Origin of the sequence: Pseudomonas sp. GXM4 (assembly GCF_008923895.1) — a bacterium.
GTDB classification, from domain to species: domain Bacteria; phylum Pseudomonadota; class Gammaproteobacteria; order Pseudomonadales; family Pseudomonadaceae; genus Aquipseudomonas; species Aquipseudomonas atacamensis.
Window position 1 is genome coordinate 1 of the sequence record NZ_WBRZ01000113.1, and the last position, 16,762, is coordinate 16,762.

Annotated in this window: 23 protein-coding genes; 3 read left to right on the plus strand and 20 right to left on the minus strand. The window is 59.6% G+C overall.

The features are described 5' to 3' along the window. Positions 1 to 24: 24 nt before the first annotated feature. Positions 25 to 804, minus strand: coding sequence for a ferredoxin-NADP reductase (gene fpr, locus F8N49_RS15400; RefSeq protein WP_007908723.1), 780 nt, complete (start codon positions 802 to 804; stop codon positions 25 to 27). 132 nt (positions 805 to 936) lie between these two features. Here fpr and F8N49_RS15405 point away from each other — a divergent pair, with 132 nt between their 5' ends. Continuing rightward, positions 937 to 1,863, plus strand: coding sequence for a LysR family transcriptional regulator (locus F8N49_RS15405; protein WP_024011881.1), 927 nt, complete (start codon positions 937 to 939; stop codon positions 1,861 to 1,863). On the opposite strand, the gene F8N49_RS15410 is transcribed toward F8N49_RS15405, so the two are convergent. The 3 genes from F8N49_RS15410 to F8N49_RS15420 form a co-directional block, all read right to left on the minus strand. Continuing rightward, positions 1,860 to 2,222: a diacylglycerol kinase gene (locus F8N49_RS15410; protein WP_016771411.1), complete on the minus strand. Its 363-nt coding sequence runs from the start codon at positions 2,220 to 2,222 to the stop codon at positions 1,860 to 1,862. The two genes, F8N49_RS15405 and F8N49_RS15410, sit on opposite strands and share 4 nt — an antisense overlap. Before the next feature lie 74 nt (positions 2,223 to 2,296). After that, on the minus strand, positions 2,297 to 2,947 hold the full coding sequence (gene erdR, locus F8N49_RS15415; protein ID WP_016771412.1) for a response regulator transcription factor ErdR: 651 nt from the start codon (positions 2,945 to 2,947) through the stop codon (positions 2,297 to 2,299). Between the two features lie 223 nt (positions 2,948 to 3,170). After that, positions 3,171 to 3,917, minus strand: a complete 747-nt coding sequence (locus F8N49_RS15420; RefSeq protein ID WP_130930165.1) for a tRNA-uridine aminocarboxypropyltransferase — start codon at positions 3,915 to 3,917, stop codon at positions 3,171 to 3,173. Positions 3,918 to 4,106: 189 nt separating this feature from the next. Here F8N49_RS15420 and F8N49_RS15425 point away from each other — a divergent pair, with 189 nt between their 5' ends. Continuing rightward, positions 4,107 to 4,532 (plus strand): PA3611 family quorum-sensing-regulated virulence factor, encoded by a 426-nt coding sequence (locus F8N49_RS15425; protein WP_007908738.1) that lies wholly within the window; start codon positions 4,107 to 4,109, stop codon positions 4,530 to 4,532. Here the strand turns inward: F8N49_RS15425 and F8N49_RS15430 are convergent, their stop codons facing one another. Next, positions 4,533 to 4,730: a hypothetical protein gene (locus F8N49_RS15430; RefSeq protein ID WP_016770569.1), complete on the minus strand. Its 198-nt coding sequence runs from the start codon at positions 4,728 to 4,730 to the stop codon at positions 4,533 to 4,535. Between the two features lie 339 nt (positions 4,731 to 5,069). Between F8N49_RS15430 and F8N49_RS15435 the strand changes: the two genes are divergently transcribed. After that, positions 5,070 to 6,185, plus strand: coding sequence for a TIGR00730 family Rossman fold protein (locus tag F8N49_RS15435; RefSeq protein ID WP_151551854.1), 1,116 nt, complete (start codon positions 5,070 to 5,072; stop codon positions 6,183 to 6,185). 58 nt (positions 6,186 to 6,243) lie between these two features. Here the strand turns inward: F8N49_RS15435 and recX are convergent, their stop codons facing one another. The 15 genes from recX to F8N49_RS15510 form a co-directional block, all read right to left on the minus strand. Beyond that, positions 6,244 to 6,714 (minus strand): recombination regulator RecX, encoded by a 471-nt coding sequence (recX, locus tag F8N49_RS15440; protein WP_151551855.1) that lies wholly within the window; start codon positions 6,712 to 6,714, stop codon positions 6,244 to 6,246. An 8-nt stretch (positions 6,715 to 6,722) separates the two neighbouring features. Further along, positions 6,723 to 7,781, minus strand: a complete 1,059-nt coding sequence (gene recA / locus F8N49_RS15445) for a recombinase RecA (protein ID WP_024011876.1) — start codon at positions 7,779 to 7,781, stop codon at positions 6,723 to 6,725. 83 nt (positions 7,782 to 7,864) lie between these two features. Next, positions 7,865 to 8,365, minus strand: a complete 501-nt coding sequence (locus F8N49_RS15450; protein WP_038861108.1) for a CinA family protein — start codon at positions 8,363 to 8,365, stop codon at positions 7,865 to 7,867. A gap of 67 nt (positions 8,366 to 8,432) precedes the next feature. Then, positions 8,433 to 8,951, minus strand: coding sequence for a lysis system i-spanin subunit Rz (locus F8N49_RS15455; protein WP_122751960.1), 519 nt, complete (start codon positions 8,949 to 8,951; stop codon positions 8,433 to 8,435). After that, positions 8,930 to 9,496 (minus strand): glycoside hydrolase family 19 protein, encoded by a 567-nt coding sequence (locus F8N49_RS15460; RefSeq protein ID WP_071174572.1) that lies wholly within the window; start codon positions 9,494 to 9,496, stop codon positions 8,930 to 8,932. The genes F8N49_RS15455 and F8N49_RS15460 overlap by 22 nt, the downstream gene beginning before the upstream one ends. 36 nt (positions 9,497 to 9,532) lie before the next feature. Beyond that, on the minus strand, positions 9,533 to 9,751 hold the full coding sequence (locus F8N49_RS15465; RefSeq protein ID WP_071174571.1) for a hypothetical protein: 219 nt from the start codon (positions 9,749 to 9,751) through the stop codon (positions 9,533 to 9,535). A gap of 11 nt (positions 9,752 to 9,762) precedes the next feature. Continuing rightward, positions 9,763 to 10,965, minus strand: a complete 1,203-nt coding sequence (locus F8N49_RS15470) for a carbohydrate-binding protein CenC (RefSeq protein ID WP_151551856.1) — start codon at positions 10,963 to 10,965, stop codon at positions 9,763 to 9,765. A 17-nt stretch (positions 10,966 to 10,982) separates the two neighbouring features. Beyond that, positions 10,983 to 11,429: a phage tail assembly chaperone gene (locus tag F8N49_RS15475; protein WP_151551857.1), complete on the minus strand. Its 447-nt coding sequence runs from the start codon at positions 11,427 to 11,429 to the stop codon at positions 10,983 to 10,985. Beyond that, positions 11,430 to 12,323: a phage tail protein gene (locus F8N49_RS15480; RefSeq protein ID WP_122610685.1), complete on the minus strand. Its 894-nt coding sequence runs from the start codon at positions 12,321 to 12,323 to the stop codon at positions 11,430 to 11,432. A gap of 124 nt (positions 12,324 to 12,447) precedes the next feature. Next, positions 12,448 to 12,963, minus strand: a complete 516-nt coding sequence (locus F8N49_RS15485; protein WP_122698391.1) for a phage tail protein — start codon at positions 12,961 to 12,963, stop codon at positions 12,448 to 12,450. Continuing rightward, positions 12,960 to 14,117, minus strand: a complete 1,158-nt coding sequence (locus F8N49_RS15490) for a phage tail protein (protein ID WP_151551858.1) — start codon at positions 14,115 to 14,117, stop codon at positions 12,960 to 12,962. Before F8N49_RS15490 ends, F8N49_RS15485 begins: the two co-directional genes overlap by 4 nt. A 13-nt stretch (positions 14,118 to 14,130) precedes the next feature. Further along, positions 14,131 to 14,730 carry a YmfQ family protein gene (locus tag F8N49_RS15495; RefSeq protein WP_042607028.1) on the minus strand — a complete coding sequence of 200 codons (600 nt, stop codon included), beginning with the start codon at positions 14,728 to 14,730 and terminating at the stop codon, positions 14,131 to 14,133. Beyond that, positions 14,718 to 15,764 carry a baseplate J/gp47 family protein gene (locus F8N49_RS15500; protein ID WP_071174564.1) on the minus strand — a complete coding sequence of 349 codons (1,047 nt, stop codon included), beginning with the start codon at positions 15,762 to 15,764 and terminating at the stop codon, positions 14,718 to 14,720. The genes F8N49_RS15495 and F8N49_RS15500 overlap by 13 nt, the downstream gene beginning before the upstream one ends. Continuing rightward, on the minus strand, positions 15,754 to 16,152 hold the full coding sequence (locus tag F8N49_RS15505; RefSeq protein ID WP_071174563.1) for a phage GP46 family protein: 399 nt from the start codon (positions 16,150 to 16,152) through the stop codon (positions 15,754 to 15,756). Before F8N49_RS15505 ends, F8N49_RS15500 begins: the two co-directional genes overlap by 11 nt. Continuing rightward, positions 16,152 to 16,661, minus strand: coding sequence for a phage baseplate assembly protein V (locus F8N49_RS15510; RefSeq protein WP_071174562.1), 510 nt, complete (start codon positions 16,659 to 16,661; stop codon positions 16,152 to 16,154). Before F8N49_RS15510 ends, F8N49_RS15505 begins: the two co-directional genes overlap by 1 nt. Between the last annotated feature and the right edge of the window lie 101 nt (positions 16,662 to 16,762).

Genomic DNA, 16,762 nt, shown 5'->3' on the forward strand with positions numbered 1-16,762 from the left:
GCTCGCTCCCACAGGTATCGCAGGTTACTTTTCGACGAACGCACGCTCGATCAGGTAATCACCCGGCTCGCGCATCCGCGCCGAGATTTTCAGGCCGAAGCTGTCGAGCACTTCGCTGGTCTCGTCGAGCATGCTCGGGCTGCCGCAGATCATCGCGCGGTCGTCCTGCGGGTTGATCGGTGGCAGGCCGATGTCGCTGAACAGCTTGCCGCTGCGCATCAGGTCAGTCAGGCGGCCCTGATTCTCGAACGGCTCGCGGGTCACGGTCGGGTAGTAGATCAACTTGTCACGCAGCGCTTCGCCGAAGAACTCGTTCTGCGGCAGGTGCTCGGTGATGAATTCGCGGTAAGCGACTTCGTTGACGTAGCGCACACCGTGAACGAGGATCACTTTCTCAAAGCGCTCGTAGGTTTCCGGGTCCTGAATGACGCTCATGAACGGCGCCAGACCAGTGCCGGTGCTGAGCAGGTACAAGTGCTTGCCCGGGTTCAGGTCATCAAGAACCAGCGTGCCGGTAGGCTTCTTCGAGATGATGATCTCGTCGCCCTCCTTCAAGTGCTGCAGCTGGGAGGTCAGCGGACCGTCCTGCACTTTGATGCTGAAGAACTCGAGATGCTCTTCCCAGTTCGGGCTGGCGATCGAGTAAGCGCGCATAAGCGGGCGGCCGTTGGGCTGTTGCAGGCCGATCATCACGAACTGACCGTTCTCGAAGCGCAGGCCCGGATCGCGGGTGCACTTGAAGCTGAACAGAGTGTCGTTCCAGTGATGAACACTGAGGACACGCTCGTGGTTCATGTTGCTCATGTACGTTTGACTCCTGGAGATTGGTCTGCGCGGCTCAATGAGGCTTAACATGCGCAATTGCATCGCATTCTAATAGCGACGACAATATCTGTTAACTGGATTATTAAGATAAGGGTTATCGGTTATATCGATATGCGATTTACTCTCCGTCAACTGCAAGTCTTCGTCGCCGTCGCCCAGCAGGAAAGCGTATCCCGTGCTGCGGGTCTGCTCAACCTCTCGCAATCGGCGGCCAGCACTTCGATCACCGAGCTTGAGCGCCAGTCCAGCTGCCAGCTGTTCGACCGCGCCGGCAAACGCCTGAGCCTCAACGCCCTGGGCAAACAACTGTTGCCGCAAGCGGTCGCCCTGCTCGACCAGGCCAAGGAAATCGAAGACCTGCTCAATGGCAAATCCGGTTTCGGCTCTTTATCAGTGGGGGCAACGCTGACCATTGGCAACTATCTGGCCACCCTGCTGATCGGCAGCTTCATGCAGCGCCACCCGGAAAGTCAGGTCAAGCTGCACGTGCAGAACACTGCCAATATCGTGCAGCAGGTCGCCCACTACGAAATTGATCTGGGTCTAATCGAAGGCGATTGCAGCCACCCGGACATCGAAGTGCAGAGTTGGGTCGAGGATGAGCTGGTGGTGTTTTGTGCGCCGCAGCATCCGTTGGCCAAGCGCGGCAGTGCGACAATGGAAGAGCTGACCCATGAGGCATGGATTCTGCGGGAACAGGGTTCCGGCACGCGGCTGACCTTCGACCAGGCCATGCGTCACCATCGCAGCGCGCTGAACATTCGTCTCGAGCTGGAACACACCGAAGCGATCAAGCGCGCAGTGGAATCAGGGCTGGGGATTGGCTGCATTTCGCGGTTGGCGCTGCGCGATGCCTTCCGGCGCGGCAGTCTGGTGCCGGTGGAGACGCCGGATCTGGATCTGGCCCGGCAGTTCTATTTCATCTGGCACAAACAGAAGTACCAGACTTCAGCGATGCGCGAGTTTCTCGAGCTGTGCCGAGCATTCACCGCCGGGGTGCAGCGCAGCGACGAGATCGTCTTGCCGACCATCGCTTAAAGCAGAATCACCGCCCACACCAGCCCGATCATGCTCAGCGCCACGAACTGCGCGGCGCTGCCCATGTCCTTGGCGTTCTTCGACAGCGGATGCAATTCCAGCGAGATGCGGTCAATGGCCGCTTCCACCGCCGAATTGAGCAGCTCGACAATCAGCGCCAGCAAGCAAACCGCGATCAACACCGCCTGCTCGACCCGGCTGACATTGAGGAAGAATGTCAGCGGAATCAGCACCACGTTGAGCAGCACCAGTTGGCGGAATGCCGCTTCGCCGGTGAAGGCGGCGCGCAGGCCGTCGAGCGAATAGCCGGACGCGTTGAGGATGCGTTTCAGGCCGGTCTGGCCCTTGAAAGGTGACATAAGAAAGAAACCAGCCAAAAAGGTGTGGGGAAGCTAGATCAACGAAAGTCAAAAAAGCGTGAAACCGCCAGCCATCACTGGCTCGGAATTGACTCAAGTTGTTGCAGCAGTAAAGCCGCTTGCGTGCGGGTGCGCACGTTCAATTTGCGAAAGATCGCCGTGACGTGGGCCTTGATGGTCGCTTCCGACACGCTCAGCTCATAAGCGATCTGCTTGTTCAGCAGACCTTCGCAGACCATGGTCAGCACGCGGAACTGTTGCGGCGTCAGGCTGGCAAGGCCATCGCTGGCGGCTTTCGCCTCATCCGACACGCTCACCGCTTCGAACGCTTGCGGCGGCCAGAACACGTCGCCATCGAGCACCTTGCGCACCGCTTCCTGAATTACGCTCAGATCGCTGGACTTGGGAATGAAACCACTGGCGCCGAACTCGCGGGACTTGACCATCACCGAAGCTTCTTCCTGGGCCGAGACCATCACCACCGGAATCTGCGGATACTGCCCGCGCAGCAGCACCAGTCCGGAAAAACCGTAGGCGCCGGGCATGTTCAGATCCAGCAGGACCAGATCCCAGTCAGCCTTTTCGGTCAGGCGGGCTTCCAGTTCGGCGATGCTCGCCACTTCCACCAGTCGCACGTCCGGGCCGAGGCCCAGCGTCACCGCTTGGTGCAGCGCGCTGCGAAACAGGGGGTGATCATCGGCAATCAGGATGTCGTATGTGGCCATTTTTCAAATGATCCTGTTTTTGATGGCAGACGCGGTAGATTCCGGTCTGGCCAAAGCAACTCGAGACAGCGCTTTCAAGCGATATCCGCAGGGGCACGTTCAACGCCAATCAACAGCAAACACGGCGTCTCAAACCTTGGCCGCACCCTAATCGGCGCCAAGCATGCCCAGCGCAGCCGGGGTGGTCAAGCAAGATGGCCAGCGCTGTGGACAGTATGGGCCACTATCGGGCCAACGCCGGCTGCGGCTTTCGTATATAAGGCAGCAGCTCGGCGTGAGCGGGGGTTGATTCATTCATGTCCAGTTGCTGCTTGGCACCGAGGTAATGCTGGCTGAACACATCGAAATAGGCGTCCAGCGCCGAAGCGGCAGCGCTGTCACCGGCCAGCTCCAGGCACAACGCCGCAACTTCAGCGGTGCACAGGTGCTCGCTGCGGGTCGAACGGCGCAAGCGATAGCGCGAGAGTTTGTCGGGCAGCAGGCTGAGGATCGGCAAGCGGTCGAAATACGGACTCTTGCGAAAGATCTTGCGCGCCTCGGTCCAGGTCGCATCCAGCAGTATGAACAGCGGGCGCTTGCTGCTATCGACTGTCACCGTGTTGGTCACCCGCGACGGTTCGACATACTCACCCGGAAACACCAGGTACGGCTGCCACTGCGGATCGTTGAGCAGTGCAAGCATCTGCGGGTCGGGCTCGGTGCGTGACCAGATGAACGCATGGTTGTCGCGCACCACATCGGCAATCAGCCAACCGGTGTTGCTTGGCTTGAACACTTCCTTGCCGGTCATGATCAGGCACACGCCAGAACGGGTGTCGACGCTTGGCCGCCACGCGCACAGGCAATGACTGATGATCACTCGGCAATCGCGGCAACGCTCGGAGCGAAAGCCGCGCGCCTGAATCGGCTTGATACCTTCGTCCTCGCGCTGATCGCGCAGGCGGGCCACGGCGTTGGGGGCATGGTTCATCGCAGGCAACACCGGCAGACAGGGAAACTCGACACGAACGACACTCGGCAGGGCAATAAAGGCCGGCAGTTTACCAGAGCGACGGCCACAAGCCTGTACCGTCCAGACCGGCTCACCTATAATTCGCCGCCACTGAACGCACCGCCCCGTGACGGGTCGAAGCACCAGTCACCGAATCAGGAGAGTTTCATGCTGCGCCTTATCGTTCCCACCGCTGCCATTCTGCTGGCGTCGTCCTTTACCGCTCAGGCTGCGTCCCTGAGTGAGCAGAATCTGAACCGAGAGCTGCGCAACGTCGCCGCCCAAAGCAGCGTCGGCACGCCACGGGCGATCAATGAAGACATTCTTGATCAAGGCTACACCGTCGAAGGCACACAGCTGATCAACCATCTGAGCGTGCAAAAGAGCCACGCCGACAAGATGCGCGCCGATCCCAAGGCTGTGTATTTCCAGTTGGGCGCGTCGGTGTGCAACAACCCGTCGTACCGCAAGCTGATGGCCAAGGGCGCGATCATGCGTTACGACTTCACCGAAGTGAAAACCAACAAAGCCATCGGTTCGGCCAGCTATCAGGAATCCGATTGCCCGAAAGCCGCGCCAGCGAAAAAGAAGTAATCAGCGCGAAGCCTTGGCGCGCCGCTGTTCATCCTCGGCGCGCAGTTCTGCCACTAGCGCCTGCAGATAGCGCGAGCGGCGTTCGCCGCCGGCCAATCGTCGGCAACACTCTTCTTCGAGACTCAATTGATGCGTCTCGGCCGACTCCTGCAACATTCGATACAGCTGAGTATCGATCTCCAGAACCACTCTGACCATGCATCCCGCCTCCTTGCCACCCACGAATCCTTGAATTGCTTTGCCTTGCAAACGCAAGGTTGTCTTGCGACGTCTGTATTTGAGTAAATCAGAGTGATGGCCCTTTGCGACACGTTCAGACGAGCGGCGGGGCTTTGGCGCAAATCAGTAAGCGGTTGCCAGACAAAACGTTACAGCGCACTGTTCAAGTCAGCGCGAATGCGTGCGAGGGTCTAGATTGAGAGTATTCCCGATCATTCGTTAACGGCAGAAATGGAACTGCCGGCCCTGTGTGTTTTTGCAGTGCGACCCGGACGCTGGTTGTCAGGGCTAACCGCTCTGTACAGAAGGAGACGTTGAATGCCTTATCAACCGAATGACCTCTTGAGCCGTCATTTTCAAGAAAGCGGCGACCTCATCAGCCAGGTCGAAGCCCAACTCAACCGTGTTTCCACCGACAGCCCGAACATCCCCATCTACCGCGACATGATCCTGACCGTGCTGCGCATGGCTCAGGAAGACCACAACCGCTGGAACGCCAAGATCACCCTGCAAGCCCTGCGTGAACTGGAGCAGGCGTTCCGCGTGCTCGAACAATTCAAGGGCCGGCGCAAAGTCACCGTGTTCGGCTCGGCACGTACGCCAGTGGAACATCCGCTATACGCGATGGCCCGCGAACTCGGCGCAGCGCTGACGCGTGCAGAGATGATGGTCATCACTGGCGCCGGCGGCGGCATCATGGCCGCCGCCCACGAAGGAGCCGGGCGTGACCACAGTTTGGGTTTCAACATCACCCTGCCCTTCGAACAACATGCCAACCCCACCGTCGACGGCACCGATAATCTGTTGCCATTCCACTTTTTCTTCACCCGCAAACTGTTCTTCGTCAAAGAGGCCGATGCGCTGGTGCTGTGCCCAGGCGGGTTTGGCACCCTTGATGAAGCGCTGGAAGTGCTGACGCTGATTCAGACCGGCAAAAGCCCATTGGTGCCGGTGGTGTTGCTGGATGTTCCGGGCGGTACCTTCTGGCAAGGTGCGCTGGACTTCATCCGCAATCAGCTGGAAGAAAACCGCTATATCCTGCCGACCGATATGAAGTTGATGCGCTTGGTTTACAGCGTTGAAGACGCGGTGGACGAGATCAATCAGTTCTATAGCAACTTCCACTCCAGCCGCTGGCTCAAGCGGCAATTTGTGATTCGCATGAACCACAAGCTCAGCGACCAAGCACTGACGCAGATGCAGGAGGAATTTGCTGATCTGTGCCTGAGCGACCAGTTCCACCAACATGCCTACAACGGCGAAGAACACGACGATGCACAGTTCAGCCACCTGACGCGGCTGGCGTTTGCCTTCAATGGCCGTACCCATGGTCGTCTGAGAGAGTTGGTGGACTTCATCAACCTGCCGGAAAACCGGGCCTATTCAAAATCGCCCACAGCACAACACTCACGCGAACCTTTCAACGTAATTTGAAGGCAAAAAAAAGCCCGCTATTTTCTAAAAAATAGCGGGCCTTTTTTGTTGAATCGGTCTAATCGTCCATCCCTCGACCGCTGAACAAGCGGTTGATCATCTCCATCGAGAACCCACGATACGCCAGAAACCGGCCTTGCCTGGCCCGCTCTTTCGCATCAATCGGTAGATGCCCGGAGAACTTGCGTTGCCACGTATCCAGAAGCTGCGCCTGCCAGTTGATACCGCTTTCGCGCAGGGCGATTTCGATATCGGTACGTTGCAAACCCCGCTGACTGAGTTCCTCACGAATTCGCAGAGGGCCATAGCCGGAACGGGCGCGGTAGGAAACAAAACTTTCAAGGTAGCGGGCTTCGGAAAGCAGCCCCTCTTCCGTCAAACGGTCGAGGGCTGTTTCGATCAGCTCCGCCTCGGCGCCGCGCTGACGCAGCTTACGCGTCAACTCGACTCGACCATGCTCGCGACGTGCGAGCAGGTCCATGGCGGTTCGCCGCACCGCGACGAGGGTATCCAGTACGGCGGTGGTCATCGCTGGTATCAGAGGTCAGCGTCGGCCAGGTCGTCTTCGGTCTCTTTGACCGCCGAGGCCTTGGAGTCCGCGATCACCGCTGGCGACAGCAGCTTGTCACGCAGCTGCTTCTCGAGCTTCGCGGCAATTTCCGGGTTGTCCGCCAGGAACTTGGCCGAGTTGGCCTTGCCCTGACCGATCTTGGTGCCTTCGTAGGCGTACCAGGCGCCGGACTTCTCGACAAAACCGTGCAGCACACCCAGGTCGATCATCTCGCCGTTGAGGTAGATGCCTTTGCCGTAAAGAATCTGGAACTCGGCCTGACGGAACGGCGAAGCCACCTTGTTCTTCACAACCTTGACGCGAGTTTCGCTGCCGACCACTTCGTCGCCTTCCTTCACAGCGCCAGTACGGCGGATGTCGAGACGAACCGAAGCGTAGAACTTCAGCGCGTTACCACCGGTGGTGGTTTCCGGGCTACCGAACATCACACCGATCTTCATACGGATCTGGTTGATGAAGATGACCAGGCAGTTGGCGTTCTTGATGTTACCGGTGATTTTACGCAGCGCCTGAGACATCAGACGTGCTTGCAGGCCGACGTGCATGTCGCCCATTTCACCTTCGATTTCAGCCTTCGGTACCAGTGCCGCCACGGAGTCGACGATGATCACGTCAACGGCGTTGGAGCGCACCAGCATGTCGGTGATTTCCAGGGCCTGTTCGCCGGTGTCCGGCTGGGAAACCAGCAGATCATCGACGTTGACGCCCAGCTTGCCGGCGTACTCTGGATCGAGCGCGTGTTCGGCGTCGACGAATGCGCAGGTCGCGCCGGCTTTCTGCGCCTGGGCAATCACGGACAAAGTCAGTGTGGTTTTACCGGAGGATTCAGGACCGTAGATTTCAACAATACGGCCTTTTGGCAGACCGCCGATGCCGAGTGCGATATCCAGACCCAGAGAGCCAGTAGAGATGGCCGGGATCGCCTGACGGTCCTGATCGCCCATACGCATTACGGCACCCTTGCCGAATTGACGTTCGATCTGACCCAGGGCCGCAGCCAAGGCTTTCTTCTTGTTGTCGTCCATTAAAGTCCTCACGTAATCAATAAGGCCTGACGGCCAACACCTGTATAAGTAGCCAGTATTATTCCACAGCGTTCGAAGATCGCCTACCCCTGATTTTCGATTTCTCGTGCCGCTAGTCGCACAAGCCCCTCTAGCGCGGCCTTCACCGTTTGTCGGCGGACTTCATCACGGTTGCCGGGGAAGTGCTGAACCTCACTGTAAACCTCATCGCCAACACCCCAGGCCAGCCATACCGTGCCGACTGGCTTGTTCGGCGTGCCGCCGTCGGGGCCGGCAACACCGCTGACCGCCACGGCAAAATGCGCCAGGCTGTGCTGCTGCGCACCGCGCACCATGGCCTCGACCACTTCGCGACTGACCGCCCCTACCGTCTCGAACAAATCGCCCGGCACATCCAGCTGCCGTGTCTTCTGCCGATTGGAATACGTCACGTACCCCGCTTCAAACCAGGCCGAACTGCCCGGAATCCGCGTAATCGCTTCGGCGATACCGCCACCGGTACAGGACTCGGCGGTGGTGACATGGGCATTGAGCACTTGCAGACGTCGGCCCAGTTCTGCGGCCAGTTGGGTGGTCTCTTTCACGGCGAGCTCCGGATCGTGTGGAATGTCTTCACCGTACACGAGCCGGACGCGCTTTCAATACACAGAATCATTCAAGATGTTCGGGCGCCAGTGCTCTGACATAGGCCTGACAAGCCTGCAAGGCAATCAATCCACGGTCGCCGGTGTCGGTGATGGCGATAATTCGTTGAGCATGCGCCGGGTCAAGTCGGGCGCGTACGGCTGCAGAATCCACGCCGCCGGTGCCGGCGGTGGCTGGCACCGCACAGCCGTGGGCAACGTCGCCGGCGTCGAGAAGGACCGACAGCCGAACATCGGCAGTAGCAAGGCGATCGCGCAGGCGATCCTGATCACGTTGGGCATCGCTCAGCGCTCGGTAATGGGTTTGTTCACTCGCCGCGAGCCGTTGCTCCAGCGCCAGGCGTTTATCCTGCTCGGCCTGTTGCGCGGTGGCGGCGGTCAGAGTGAGTTGATTTTGCGTTTCGGCGTTTAACCGCGCTTGGTCGGCCAATTGCCGCCCGTAACGCCAGCCCTGAAACTGCCACGCCGCGGCGAAAGCCCCCGCCACCAGCAACAACAGGCCAATCACCCGCCAGGAGCCGGACATAGCACCGCCCTCGCCCGTGCCCAAATTTCCAGGCGATCCTGCAAGCCGTTCAACCCGCCGTTGATCCGCCGGGTGATGGTGTTGAACTGGTCCGCGTCGGCCAGTTCGTTCAAGCCCTTCTGCGCCCAGAACCACGCCGCCGATTCTGCCGCCCATTGCGGTTGCTCGAGCAATTCGGGCAATGCCAACAGACGCTCATCGCCAAACAAGCCGAGACTGCACTGACGATAATTTGCCCGGCCGGTGATCTGAATCAGTCCACGCCCGCGATACTTTTGCCCGTCGCCGTCGGCTTCCGGAGTATTGCCCAGACGCAGCGCCAGCGTGCCGGTGTCGTATTTGCTCAGGTACTGGTTGTTGCCCAGTTCGCGCACGTAGCGCAATTGGCCCGACTCGTGACCGACCTGTGCCAGAAACGCCGCGATGCGCTTGGGCGTATCGATGCGCTGCCTGGCCATCGCAGCGTTGAGTGCAGAAACAAAAACGCCCGCTTGGGAGCGGGCGTTGGGCATGATGTCGATAAGGTGTTTTTCAGTTAATTGCATGATGCTTGATCCTCCCTGGATGTTGTCCCGATTGAATCACGGCTGGCGGTTGATGGTTGCCAGCCATTTATTTGCCAGAGTTTTCAGGGTGCCGGTCGCACCAGTTTCCGCGAGTCCCCCATCCGCCGGTAGCACCTGCCCGCCCGAGAGCTGCCACTGCTGGAACTCTAGCCAGTCGCGATTATTGGAGTCCTGTGGAATAAATGCACAATCAGACAGGCGCAACACGCCGCAAGCACTTAGTTGATAAGCCATGAGTGTCGCTCCTAGATTTCAGCGTCCGCTGTCCATTCCAGTTGCAAAGTCTGCCCCGGTGCGCTGCCGACTGGCGTGACAGTAGCAAAAGAAATACTACGATCCGTTACGCCTTGAAGTAGCGTGCCGGTGCAAGCTTTGCTGATCGTTTGATTCCAGACCTGGTTACTGCTGTCCGCCGGGCTATAGGCAGTGACTGTAGGTTGAACCCTTTTCTGAACCAGAAAGCCGATCGTCATCCCGTATTGGCCGGTATTTCCTGCCGGAACCTGAGTAAACGTCGAGATACAGGTATTGGTGCCATTATTGGCTTTGACCGGCAACCCGGAAGCAAATGACTTTTCATAATAGCGCTGACATAACGCCAGCTCCTGCGCTAAGGGACGAAGTTCAAAGGGCGTGGATACAGGCCCCTCCTCCAATTGGACCTGTGTCAGATCGACCGTTTGCAGCACGTTGAGAGGCAGATCGAACGCCAATGTCAGACAGTCGCCGCTGCCTTGCATTTTCCCCGCAATGGCAGGCACCTGAAACGTTGCGGTGTAGCGCGTCCACACTGTGTTCAGTTGAAACGTATCAATCAGCTTCCCAACGGCTGCCGATCCACCTACCCCGAATTGCTGCGCAATCGTTATTTGCAAAGGCCGCACGGCATCGGATCGAGCCCAAAACGTCAGCGTTGCCGTTTTTCCGGCGAGCGTTCTGACCGACTCTATATTCTGGGAAATTTTGTGAACGGTAGCTCCCGCCCCTGCGGACGTTTGCTGCCAGCGCAGGAAACAGGCCGGCTCATCAGAGACCTCGCCTTGCCCGAGAGCAAAATTTTGCCGTGTGATGCTCACTCCGGCGTTTCCGTTCCAGTCACAACGGAAACGATCAGCCACGTACCCGCCGACATTTGGCGCCTGATTGCTCGCACCACGCTGCCAGATTCGGAAATCGCCATTGATCAACAGATTCTTGCGATAGACCTGCATCGGAAACGCTTGCAGCGGATCAGGTCTGGACAACTGTCGAATGGCTTGAGCCAATTGATGGGTCTGATTTTCATCAGGAGTCAGGCCAGCAGCCGTGATTGCATTGAGTATTTCCTCGGTAACACTGTTCCCCCAACTCGCCGGGATCAGTGACCCCGGCTTCCCTGCAATCGGGTCTTCGTCGACAAACCTGCCGTTTTCCAGACCTGAGCCCGGAATGCTTTTCGGATAATCCATATCACGTTCCTGATGTTTTAAAGCGCAGCAGACAGCCAGCTCGGTGCCACCGGCCGATGCACGCTGGACGGGAAGAATGAGCCTTGCGGCCACTCGCGCAACGCCCGTCGATAAGTTTGCAGTTCGGCATATTGTTCAGTGGTCAATGTTGTGCCGCGGCCGTCCTCCAGTTCATCACGGTCGCGTGCGACCAGGCCGTCAGTGGCGGCAAGCTGGGCGTTGCGCCAGGTGCGCTCGAAGCCTGCGGCCGCCTCTGCCGAAGGAGGCGGTGGATCGACCAGGACCGGATAACCGCTTTCAGCATGCACGCCAATAGCTTTCGCGGTGACCGACAGTTGCTGCAGCAGCGAGATCCAATAGGCTTGGGGAATTTCGATGACATCGTCAGGAATGTCCGACGAATTGATACCCGGTACATACACGCCTCGCGTACCGGCGCTGAAAAGCACGTTGGTAGTATTCATTCAATAACCCTTGGCAAAATAAAACACGGTCCAGCCAGCGCCAGGCTGGTTGACCGCGTTGCGCACTTTCAAGCGAACGCCTTGCTTGGTGGCGGTGCCTCCGACAACAATCACGATGGCCGCTTCGCCACCGGCATGGTTGGCGACACATGAGAAAAAACCATTCGGGAAGGAAACCGGGAAATTGACCCACATTTCACCGTTGGCATCCGTAATGCCGGTCCCCCATTGATCTATGTTCCCACTGGCGTGCTTCTGATACCCGGGGTTAGCCGTCAACCCTGAAAACAGTGCGGCATATTTGAGACTCGCGGTGCCGTGGACTGCCCAGACTCCGTTTTCCCTGACGACGGTGGCGCTCTCACCACTGTTCATGACAATCGAGGTCAGTTCAGCTCCTTGCGGGCTTATTTTCGCAATGCCTGTACAGGCAATAGTGACCGGGGCGTTGCTACGGCAATGCAGCGTGAACGTTGCGCCATTGGGAACTGACTTGATGTCTGGCAAAGACACGGTATAGGCCGAGTTTCCGCCCAGGCCGATCGCCCATCCCACATCCGCAAGAGAAAGTTGCGCCGTGGCTGCGATGTCACGAGACCCTGCGTGATTGCCCAGTGCACGCTGCACGAACTCGGCTGTAGCCACTGAACGGCTGAAATCGAATTGCGCCGGGGTTTTGAAGAGCTGCGAGCTACGTAGCGCGTCGAGCATTTGTGTATTTGAAGTCTCGGTCGGTGTCATTCCAGCGGCCCGCACAACGCCGAGAATTTCCTGCGTCACGCCGTTGCCCCAACTCGCGGGAATCAACGAGCCGGGTGTGCCCGCGAGCGCGTCCTCATCAACAAACATGCCATTGACCAAGCCTGCGCTTGGCACACTGATTGGATAATCCATTGTCTTTTTCCTTAACGATGACTTCGATCCTTGCGGTCGCGCGGGGCGCCACAGGCCAAATGATGTACAAACTAAACAAGCCCATATCGCGTGGCGTCGGTGACGTAGAAGTGGACCTTGTTGCCTAGCTGGATATACCGTTGATCAGGGCACGAATCCCGATCAACGCATCGTCTGCCGCGCCGCGCGCCAAATCGACCTTGCCCTTGCCCGCCTGTGCGCGAATCTGCGCCTTGGCCTTCAGGCGCAAGGTGCGCAGCGTGAGCAAATGCTCAGTCAACTGCTCCGCCTTACTCAGAATCTGCTCCGCCGCCTGTTTGGCCGTGCGGCCTTTCGCGACCCACGCTGCGACCGAAAGTGGCACTTCCTTTTTCGGGTATCCGGCGTCGCTGAAAGCCTGAGCGTCTGCGGCGGCCTGTGCGTACTCCATGGCCTTGAGTGGATCACCAGCCAGTGCGTTGCGAGCGTTGTCGGCGGCGGCGTCAACTTTGGCGCAAAGGCGTTCGGCTTCCTGCAGATCCAGTGCAATCTGCCTATCTGCATTGAAAATCCAGTTCTGCCCGTCCCACTCGTGCGCAGCCGACGGTTGCGGCAGGCGCAACTCACCGTCGCATTGATGAAGTTCCTGAATAACGATCATCGAACAAGCTCCCAGGACAGTTGCACGTTCACCGCGTCGGCGAAGTTGACCGCGATGCCGAGGCTGTAATCAGTGATTGGATGGGTTTTTATACCCATGCTCAGCAATAGCTCATCGCTGTCGGCGTTTGATTGGCCGAGGTTGTGTTCTGCCTGATAGGACTGCCAGAGCGAGCGCAAATTGGCATGATCAAAACTGGCGGTCAGCGTCGAGACCGTGACGTCGTAGACGATATTGTTGGTAAATATCACGCAGGGTTGCAGGGTAGCCGGGTTCCAGCCTCCCGCATTATTGGAGACGCCCGTCGATACCGGTGACAGGTAGCTGTAGTTGCCCCCCGCCCATCCAGTCGCCGGAAACGCGACGCTCGTTACGGCTGTCGATGAGGGCGTCGGATTGCCCACTACAAGCCGTGCCGCACGCGCATGCGGGTCAAGCGGTAAAAATATTGCGCCGGTGCCGTTTACCGTTTGCGTCCAGCTCAATCGTGCGCGGTTGTATAGGGTCCGCACAACCGGCACCGAACCCGGTGCTCCGGTTATCACCCACGCCAGACACATGTCCAGAGGCGTGGACTGAAAACCGCCGCCGGCAGCGCCGTTGACCATTCCTTTGAGCGAGTCAGGCACGACGTCATGAATGCCACCGCGTTGCGTGTAGAACGTCAGTACGCCCGCGACGACTTGCGCTCGCAGAAAGTAATGGCTGCTGGGCAGCAGGTCCGCACTGCTCCATGCCGCCGTCACAAAGGTGCGCGAGCGTCCGAGTTGGCCGGCCACTACTTCCTGGCCGAGACTGATAAAGGTTCCCGCTGCGATCGAAACCCGGCCGCCACTGGTTGAGGCCGCAGCCGGACTGACCGGCAGACGTGCATCGGCGGTGGCAACTGTAGGTGAAGGCAAAGCAGCCAACGGCAGCGCCAAATCCTGGTTCCAGCCCTTGGCCGTCACCGATTGGATCGCTTGCAACAACTGATCGTATTTCTTCTCATCCGGTGTCAGGTCCGCCGCCTTGATCACGTTAAGAATTTCCTGCGTAACCCCGTTCCCCCAATCCGCCGGGATCAACGACCCCGGCGTCCCCATCAACGGGTTTTCATCAACAAACTTCCCATTCACCAGTCCGGCACTGGGCACACTCTTCGGATAATCCATCCCTCATCCCTCCCTAGTCATAATTGATGTGCACCTTGGTATGCGCCGGCGCACTTCGGTGGATCAGGCATTCCAGCGCCGAGCCCGGGTTTACGCCGAAGCGCTCCCCCCAATAGCTAGCGCCATAACGCCGGCCCAGCAGCAAGCGGCCGCCGGTGTTGAGCGTCCACATGAACTGCGCTTCCCAGGTGCCCCAATGGGCCGAGCCGAAACGGGCGCGGCCCATGCGTGGGGCTTCGTGTTCGGTGATGCTGGCGTTGGGGTAACCCTGGCTTTTGGCGATGTCGAGGTAGTAGCCGACAGCCTGGCTGCCGACCGCGAGCAGGCGGCGGCGGACGGCGAGGCGGCGGTCGTCGAACAGTGGCGTGGTGCCCAGGCACGGGTCGGGCAACTGCATGACGCGTTCCCAGTCCGGCACCAGTTCGCTGACGCCGGCCGGGTCCATTTCGTTGAGCAGGTCGGCGGCGCGCGCATCCAGACGAGCCAGTTCGACGGCGACGCCTTGCAACACTTCTTCGAGTTCCGGCACGCGTTCCGGATCCCATGCCGGGCCACTGGGCAGCAAGGCGCGCAGTTGCGCCTGGTATTGCGCGGCGGTTCTTATGCCCCCCATACGCAGCCTCCGAAGGTCAGCAGTTCGCTCTGCCCGGCCGGCACGTCAGCGGCCGGAGCAGTGAGCGTGTGATCGTATTCGCCGCCGGCGCTGCTGATCGCTTCGCGGATATGGCTGATCAGCAGCGGCACACCGAGATCGGCCTCACGGTTGTGCAGATCGCGCAACTGCGCTTCAACGGCGGCGCGCACGGCGGTAGTGTCCGGATTGACGCTCTTGAAGCGATACACCACCGGCACTTGCACCGGTCGCTGCACGTGCACTTCCGCGGTCACCGGACGCAGCGGTTCGATGTACTCCTGAACCTCCGCCAACTGCTCATCGTTCGGCACCGGTTGCGGATCGTCGTCGCGCATGATGAACACGGTTACGGTGCCTGGACCGAGCAAGCCGCCCCGGCACCACGCCCGCGTCACACCCGGCACTTCCAGCGCCCAGGTTTCGTAGTCGCTGGCCGCGCCACCATGGGGAATCACGCGGTAGGAACGGATGACCCGCGAGCGCAGCGATTCGAGGCTTTCCCGCGCCACACCGCCGCTGAGGCCCGGCGCCAGCACCACGAAGCTGTTGCCGACAATCCCGGCAATCGGTTGCACCGGGGTCAGCGTCAAACCCGCATCAGCGTTGCCCAGACTGCCGGCCTCCAGCGCCGCAATCGTGGTGCTGTTGCTGCCATTGACCGTGGTGCGCGCGGTCGTGACTTTGTAGGTGCGGCCATCGTTCGCTTGCAGCAGAGTGTCGACGTCGAGCACCGCACCGGGAGTGGCGGTAAAACTGACGCTGCCGGTGGCCACTTGCGCGGCTTTGCGCGGCTGATTCAGGCGCAGCGCGGCGATGCGTTCCAAGGTTGACTCATCGGCTTTGTCGGGCAGGATCTGCTCGGCAATCCAGTCGAGATAACCGTACAGGCCATAAGCGGCGCCGCCGAGGGTGCGGGCGAGCACTTGCGCATCGGACTGGCGCAGCGAATCGCCGGCCAGGTCGCTTTGGGTGCGCTTGATCAGCACCGGCAGCGAAGGGGTTTCAAACGGCATAGATCACCTGCCAACTGTTATCGGGGTTGATGTCCAGACGTTCACCGTCGGCCAGGGTCAGGACCGTGCGCAGGTTCAGGCGCTGGGCGTCGAGGCGTTCGCTGAGGATGTCGATGGCGCTGCAGTGGCCGTCGTCGAGCAGCCATTGCAGGGCTTCGCGGGCATAGAACTCGGCGTCCATTTGCGTCTGCCGGGTCAGCTTGACCCGGCGCAGCAGCCACAGCCGCGAGCCGATGCGATCGTCGGCAACCGTGGGAAAACTGTCGCCCCACCAGCCGAAGCGTTCTTCGTCATCGAGGGCGTCGTCATCGGCGGCGCGACGCCAGGTGAACAGGCTGATCAGCACCGCGCGGGTCAGTGCGGCGTGGAGGTTCTGGCTGATGAACATCACTGGCCTCCTGCCGGCGCGCCGGTCTGACCGTTGCCGGCCTGCACGCCAACATGCACGTGTTTGATCTGGCTGATGCCGCCGGCCAGTTGATCGCCAGTGGAAACGATTTTGCCGGTCTGGTTGATCACCGGCGTATCGAAGTTCACCGCGCTGCTGGCGCGGATGTTCAGCGTGGCGGTTTCGATGTCGATGATCCGCCCGCGCTTGAAATGAATTTTGTCGCCCTCGTCGGTGTAGATCGCCACTTCGCCGGCAGCGAGTGCTTGCAGGCGATAGCGGCGGTCGGCGATGACCAGGGCGATGGCGTGGGAACGGTCGCCGCCGATGAAGGTGACGATCCCTTCGGCTCCAGCCAGCGGATGGCTGGTGAAACCATAGGGTTCGAAGTGTTCGAGGTCGTCGTTGATTTCACCGGCGGTGAGGCGCATTTGCAGCGATTGCAGTTTCGAAGCCGAATTGGCGAGCACGACAGTGCCGCGCGCCAGCAGGCGTGTCAGTAGGCTCATGGGTTTCCTTAGACTTTGTCGACACAAACCCTGTGGGAGCGGGCTTGCCCGCGATGGCGGTGTGTCAGGGAAAAAATGTATTTGTTGTCACGACCGCTATC

Bases quoted from the DNA above. Each gene is read 5' to 3' on its own strand.
- fpr (WP_007908723.1), bottom strand. From the start codon at position 804: ATGAGCAACATGAACCACGAGCGTGTCCTCAGTGTTCATCACTGGAAC.
- F8N49_RS15405 (WP_024011881.1), top strand. From the start codon at position 937: ATGCGATTTACTCTCCGTCAACTGCAAGTCTTCGTCGCCGTCGCCCAG.
- F8N49_RS15410 (WP_016771411.1), bottom strand. From the start codon at position 2,222: ATGTCACCTTTCAAGGGCCAGACCGGCCTGAAACGCATCCTCAACGCG.
- erdR (WP_016771412.1), bottom strand. From the start codon at position 2,947: ATGGCCACATACGACATCCTGATTGCCGATGATCACCCCCTGTTTCGC.
- F8N49_RS15420 (WP_130930165.1), bottom strand. From the start codon at position 3,917: ATGAACCATGCCCCCAACGCCGTGGCCCGCCTGCGCGATCAGCGCGAG.
- F8N49_RS15425 (WP_007908738.1), top strand. From the start codon at position 4,107: ATGCTGCGCCTTATCGTTCCCACCGCTGCCATTCTGCTGGCGTCGTCC.
- F8N49_RS15430 (WP_016770569.1), bottom strand. From the start codon at position 4,730: ATGGTCAGAGTGGTTCTGGAGATCGATACTCAGCTGTATCGAATGTTG.
- F8N49_RS15435 (WP_151551854.1), top strand. From the start codon at position 5,070: ATGCCTTATCAACCGAATGACCTCTTGAGCCGTCATTTTCAAGAAAGC.
- recX (WP_151551855.1), bottom strand. From the start codon at position 6,714: ATGACCACCGCCGTACTGGATACCCTCGTCGCGGTGCGGCGAACCGCC.
- recA (WP_024011876.1), bottom strand. From the start codon at position 7,781: ATGGACGACAACAAGAAGAAAGCCTTGGCTGCGGCCCTGGGTCAGATC.
- F8N49_RS15455 (WP_122751960.1), bottom strand. From the start codon at position 8,951: ATGTCCGGCTCCTGGCGGGTGATTGGCCTGTTGTTGCTGGTGGCGGGG.
- F8N49_RS15460 (WP_071174572.1), bottom strand. From the start codon at position 9,496: ATGCAATTAACTGAAAAACACCTTATCGACATCATGCCCAACGCCCGC.
- F8N49_RS15465 (WP_071174571.1), bottom strand. From the start codon at position 9,751: ATGGCTTATCAACTAAGTGCTTGCGGCGTGTTGCGCCTGTCTGATTGT.
- F8N49_RS15470 (WP_151551856.1), bottom strand. From the start codon at position 10,965: ATGGATTATCCGAAAAGCATTCCGGGCTCAGGTCTGGAAAACGGCAGG.
- F8N49_RS15475 (WP_151551857.1), bottom strand. From the start codon at position 11,429: ATGAATACTACCAACGTGCTTTTCAGCGCCGGTACGCGAGGCGTGTAT.
- F8N49_RS15480 (WP_122610685.1), bottom strand. From the start codon at position 12,323: ATGGATTATCCAATCAGTGTGCCAAGCGCAGGCTTGGTCAATGGCATG.
- F8N49_RS15485 (WP_122698391.1), bottom strand. From the start codon at position 12,963: ATGATCGTTATTCAGGAACTTCATCAATGCGACGGTGAGTTGCGCCTG.
- F8N49_RS15490 (WP_151551858.1), bottom strand. From the start codon at position 14,117: ATGGATTATCCGAAGAGTGTGCCCAGTGCCGGACTGGTGAATGGGAAG.
- F8N49_RS15495 (WP_042607028.1), bottom strand. From the start codon at position 14,730: ATGGGGGGCATAAGAACCGCCGCGCAATACCAGGCGCAACTGCGCGCC.
- F8N49_RS15500 (WP_071174564.1), bottom strand. From the start codon at position 15,764: ATGCCGTTTGAAACCCCTTCGCTGCCGGTGCTGATCAAGCGCACCCAA.
- F8N49_RS15505 (WP_071174563.1), bottom strand. From the start codon at position 16,152: ATGTTCATCAGCCAGAACCTCCACGCCGCACTGACCCGCGCGGTGCTG.
- F8N49_RS15510 (WP_071174562.1), bottom strand. From the start codon at position 16,661: ATGAGCCTACTGACACGCCTGCTGGCGCGCGGCACTGTCGTGCTCGCC.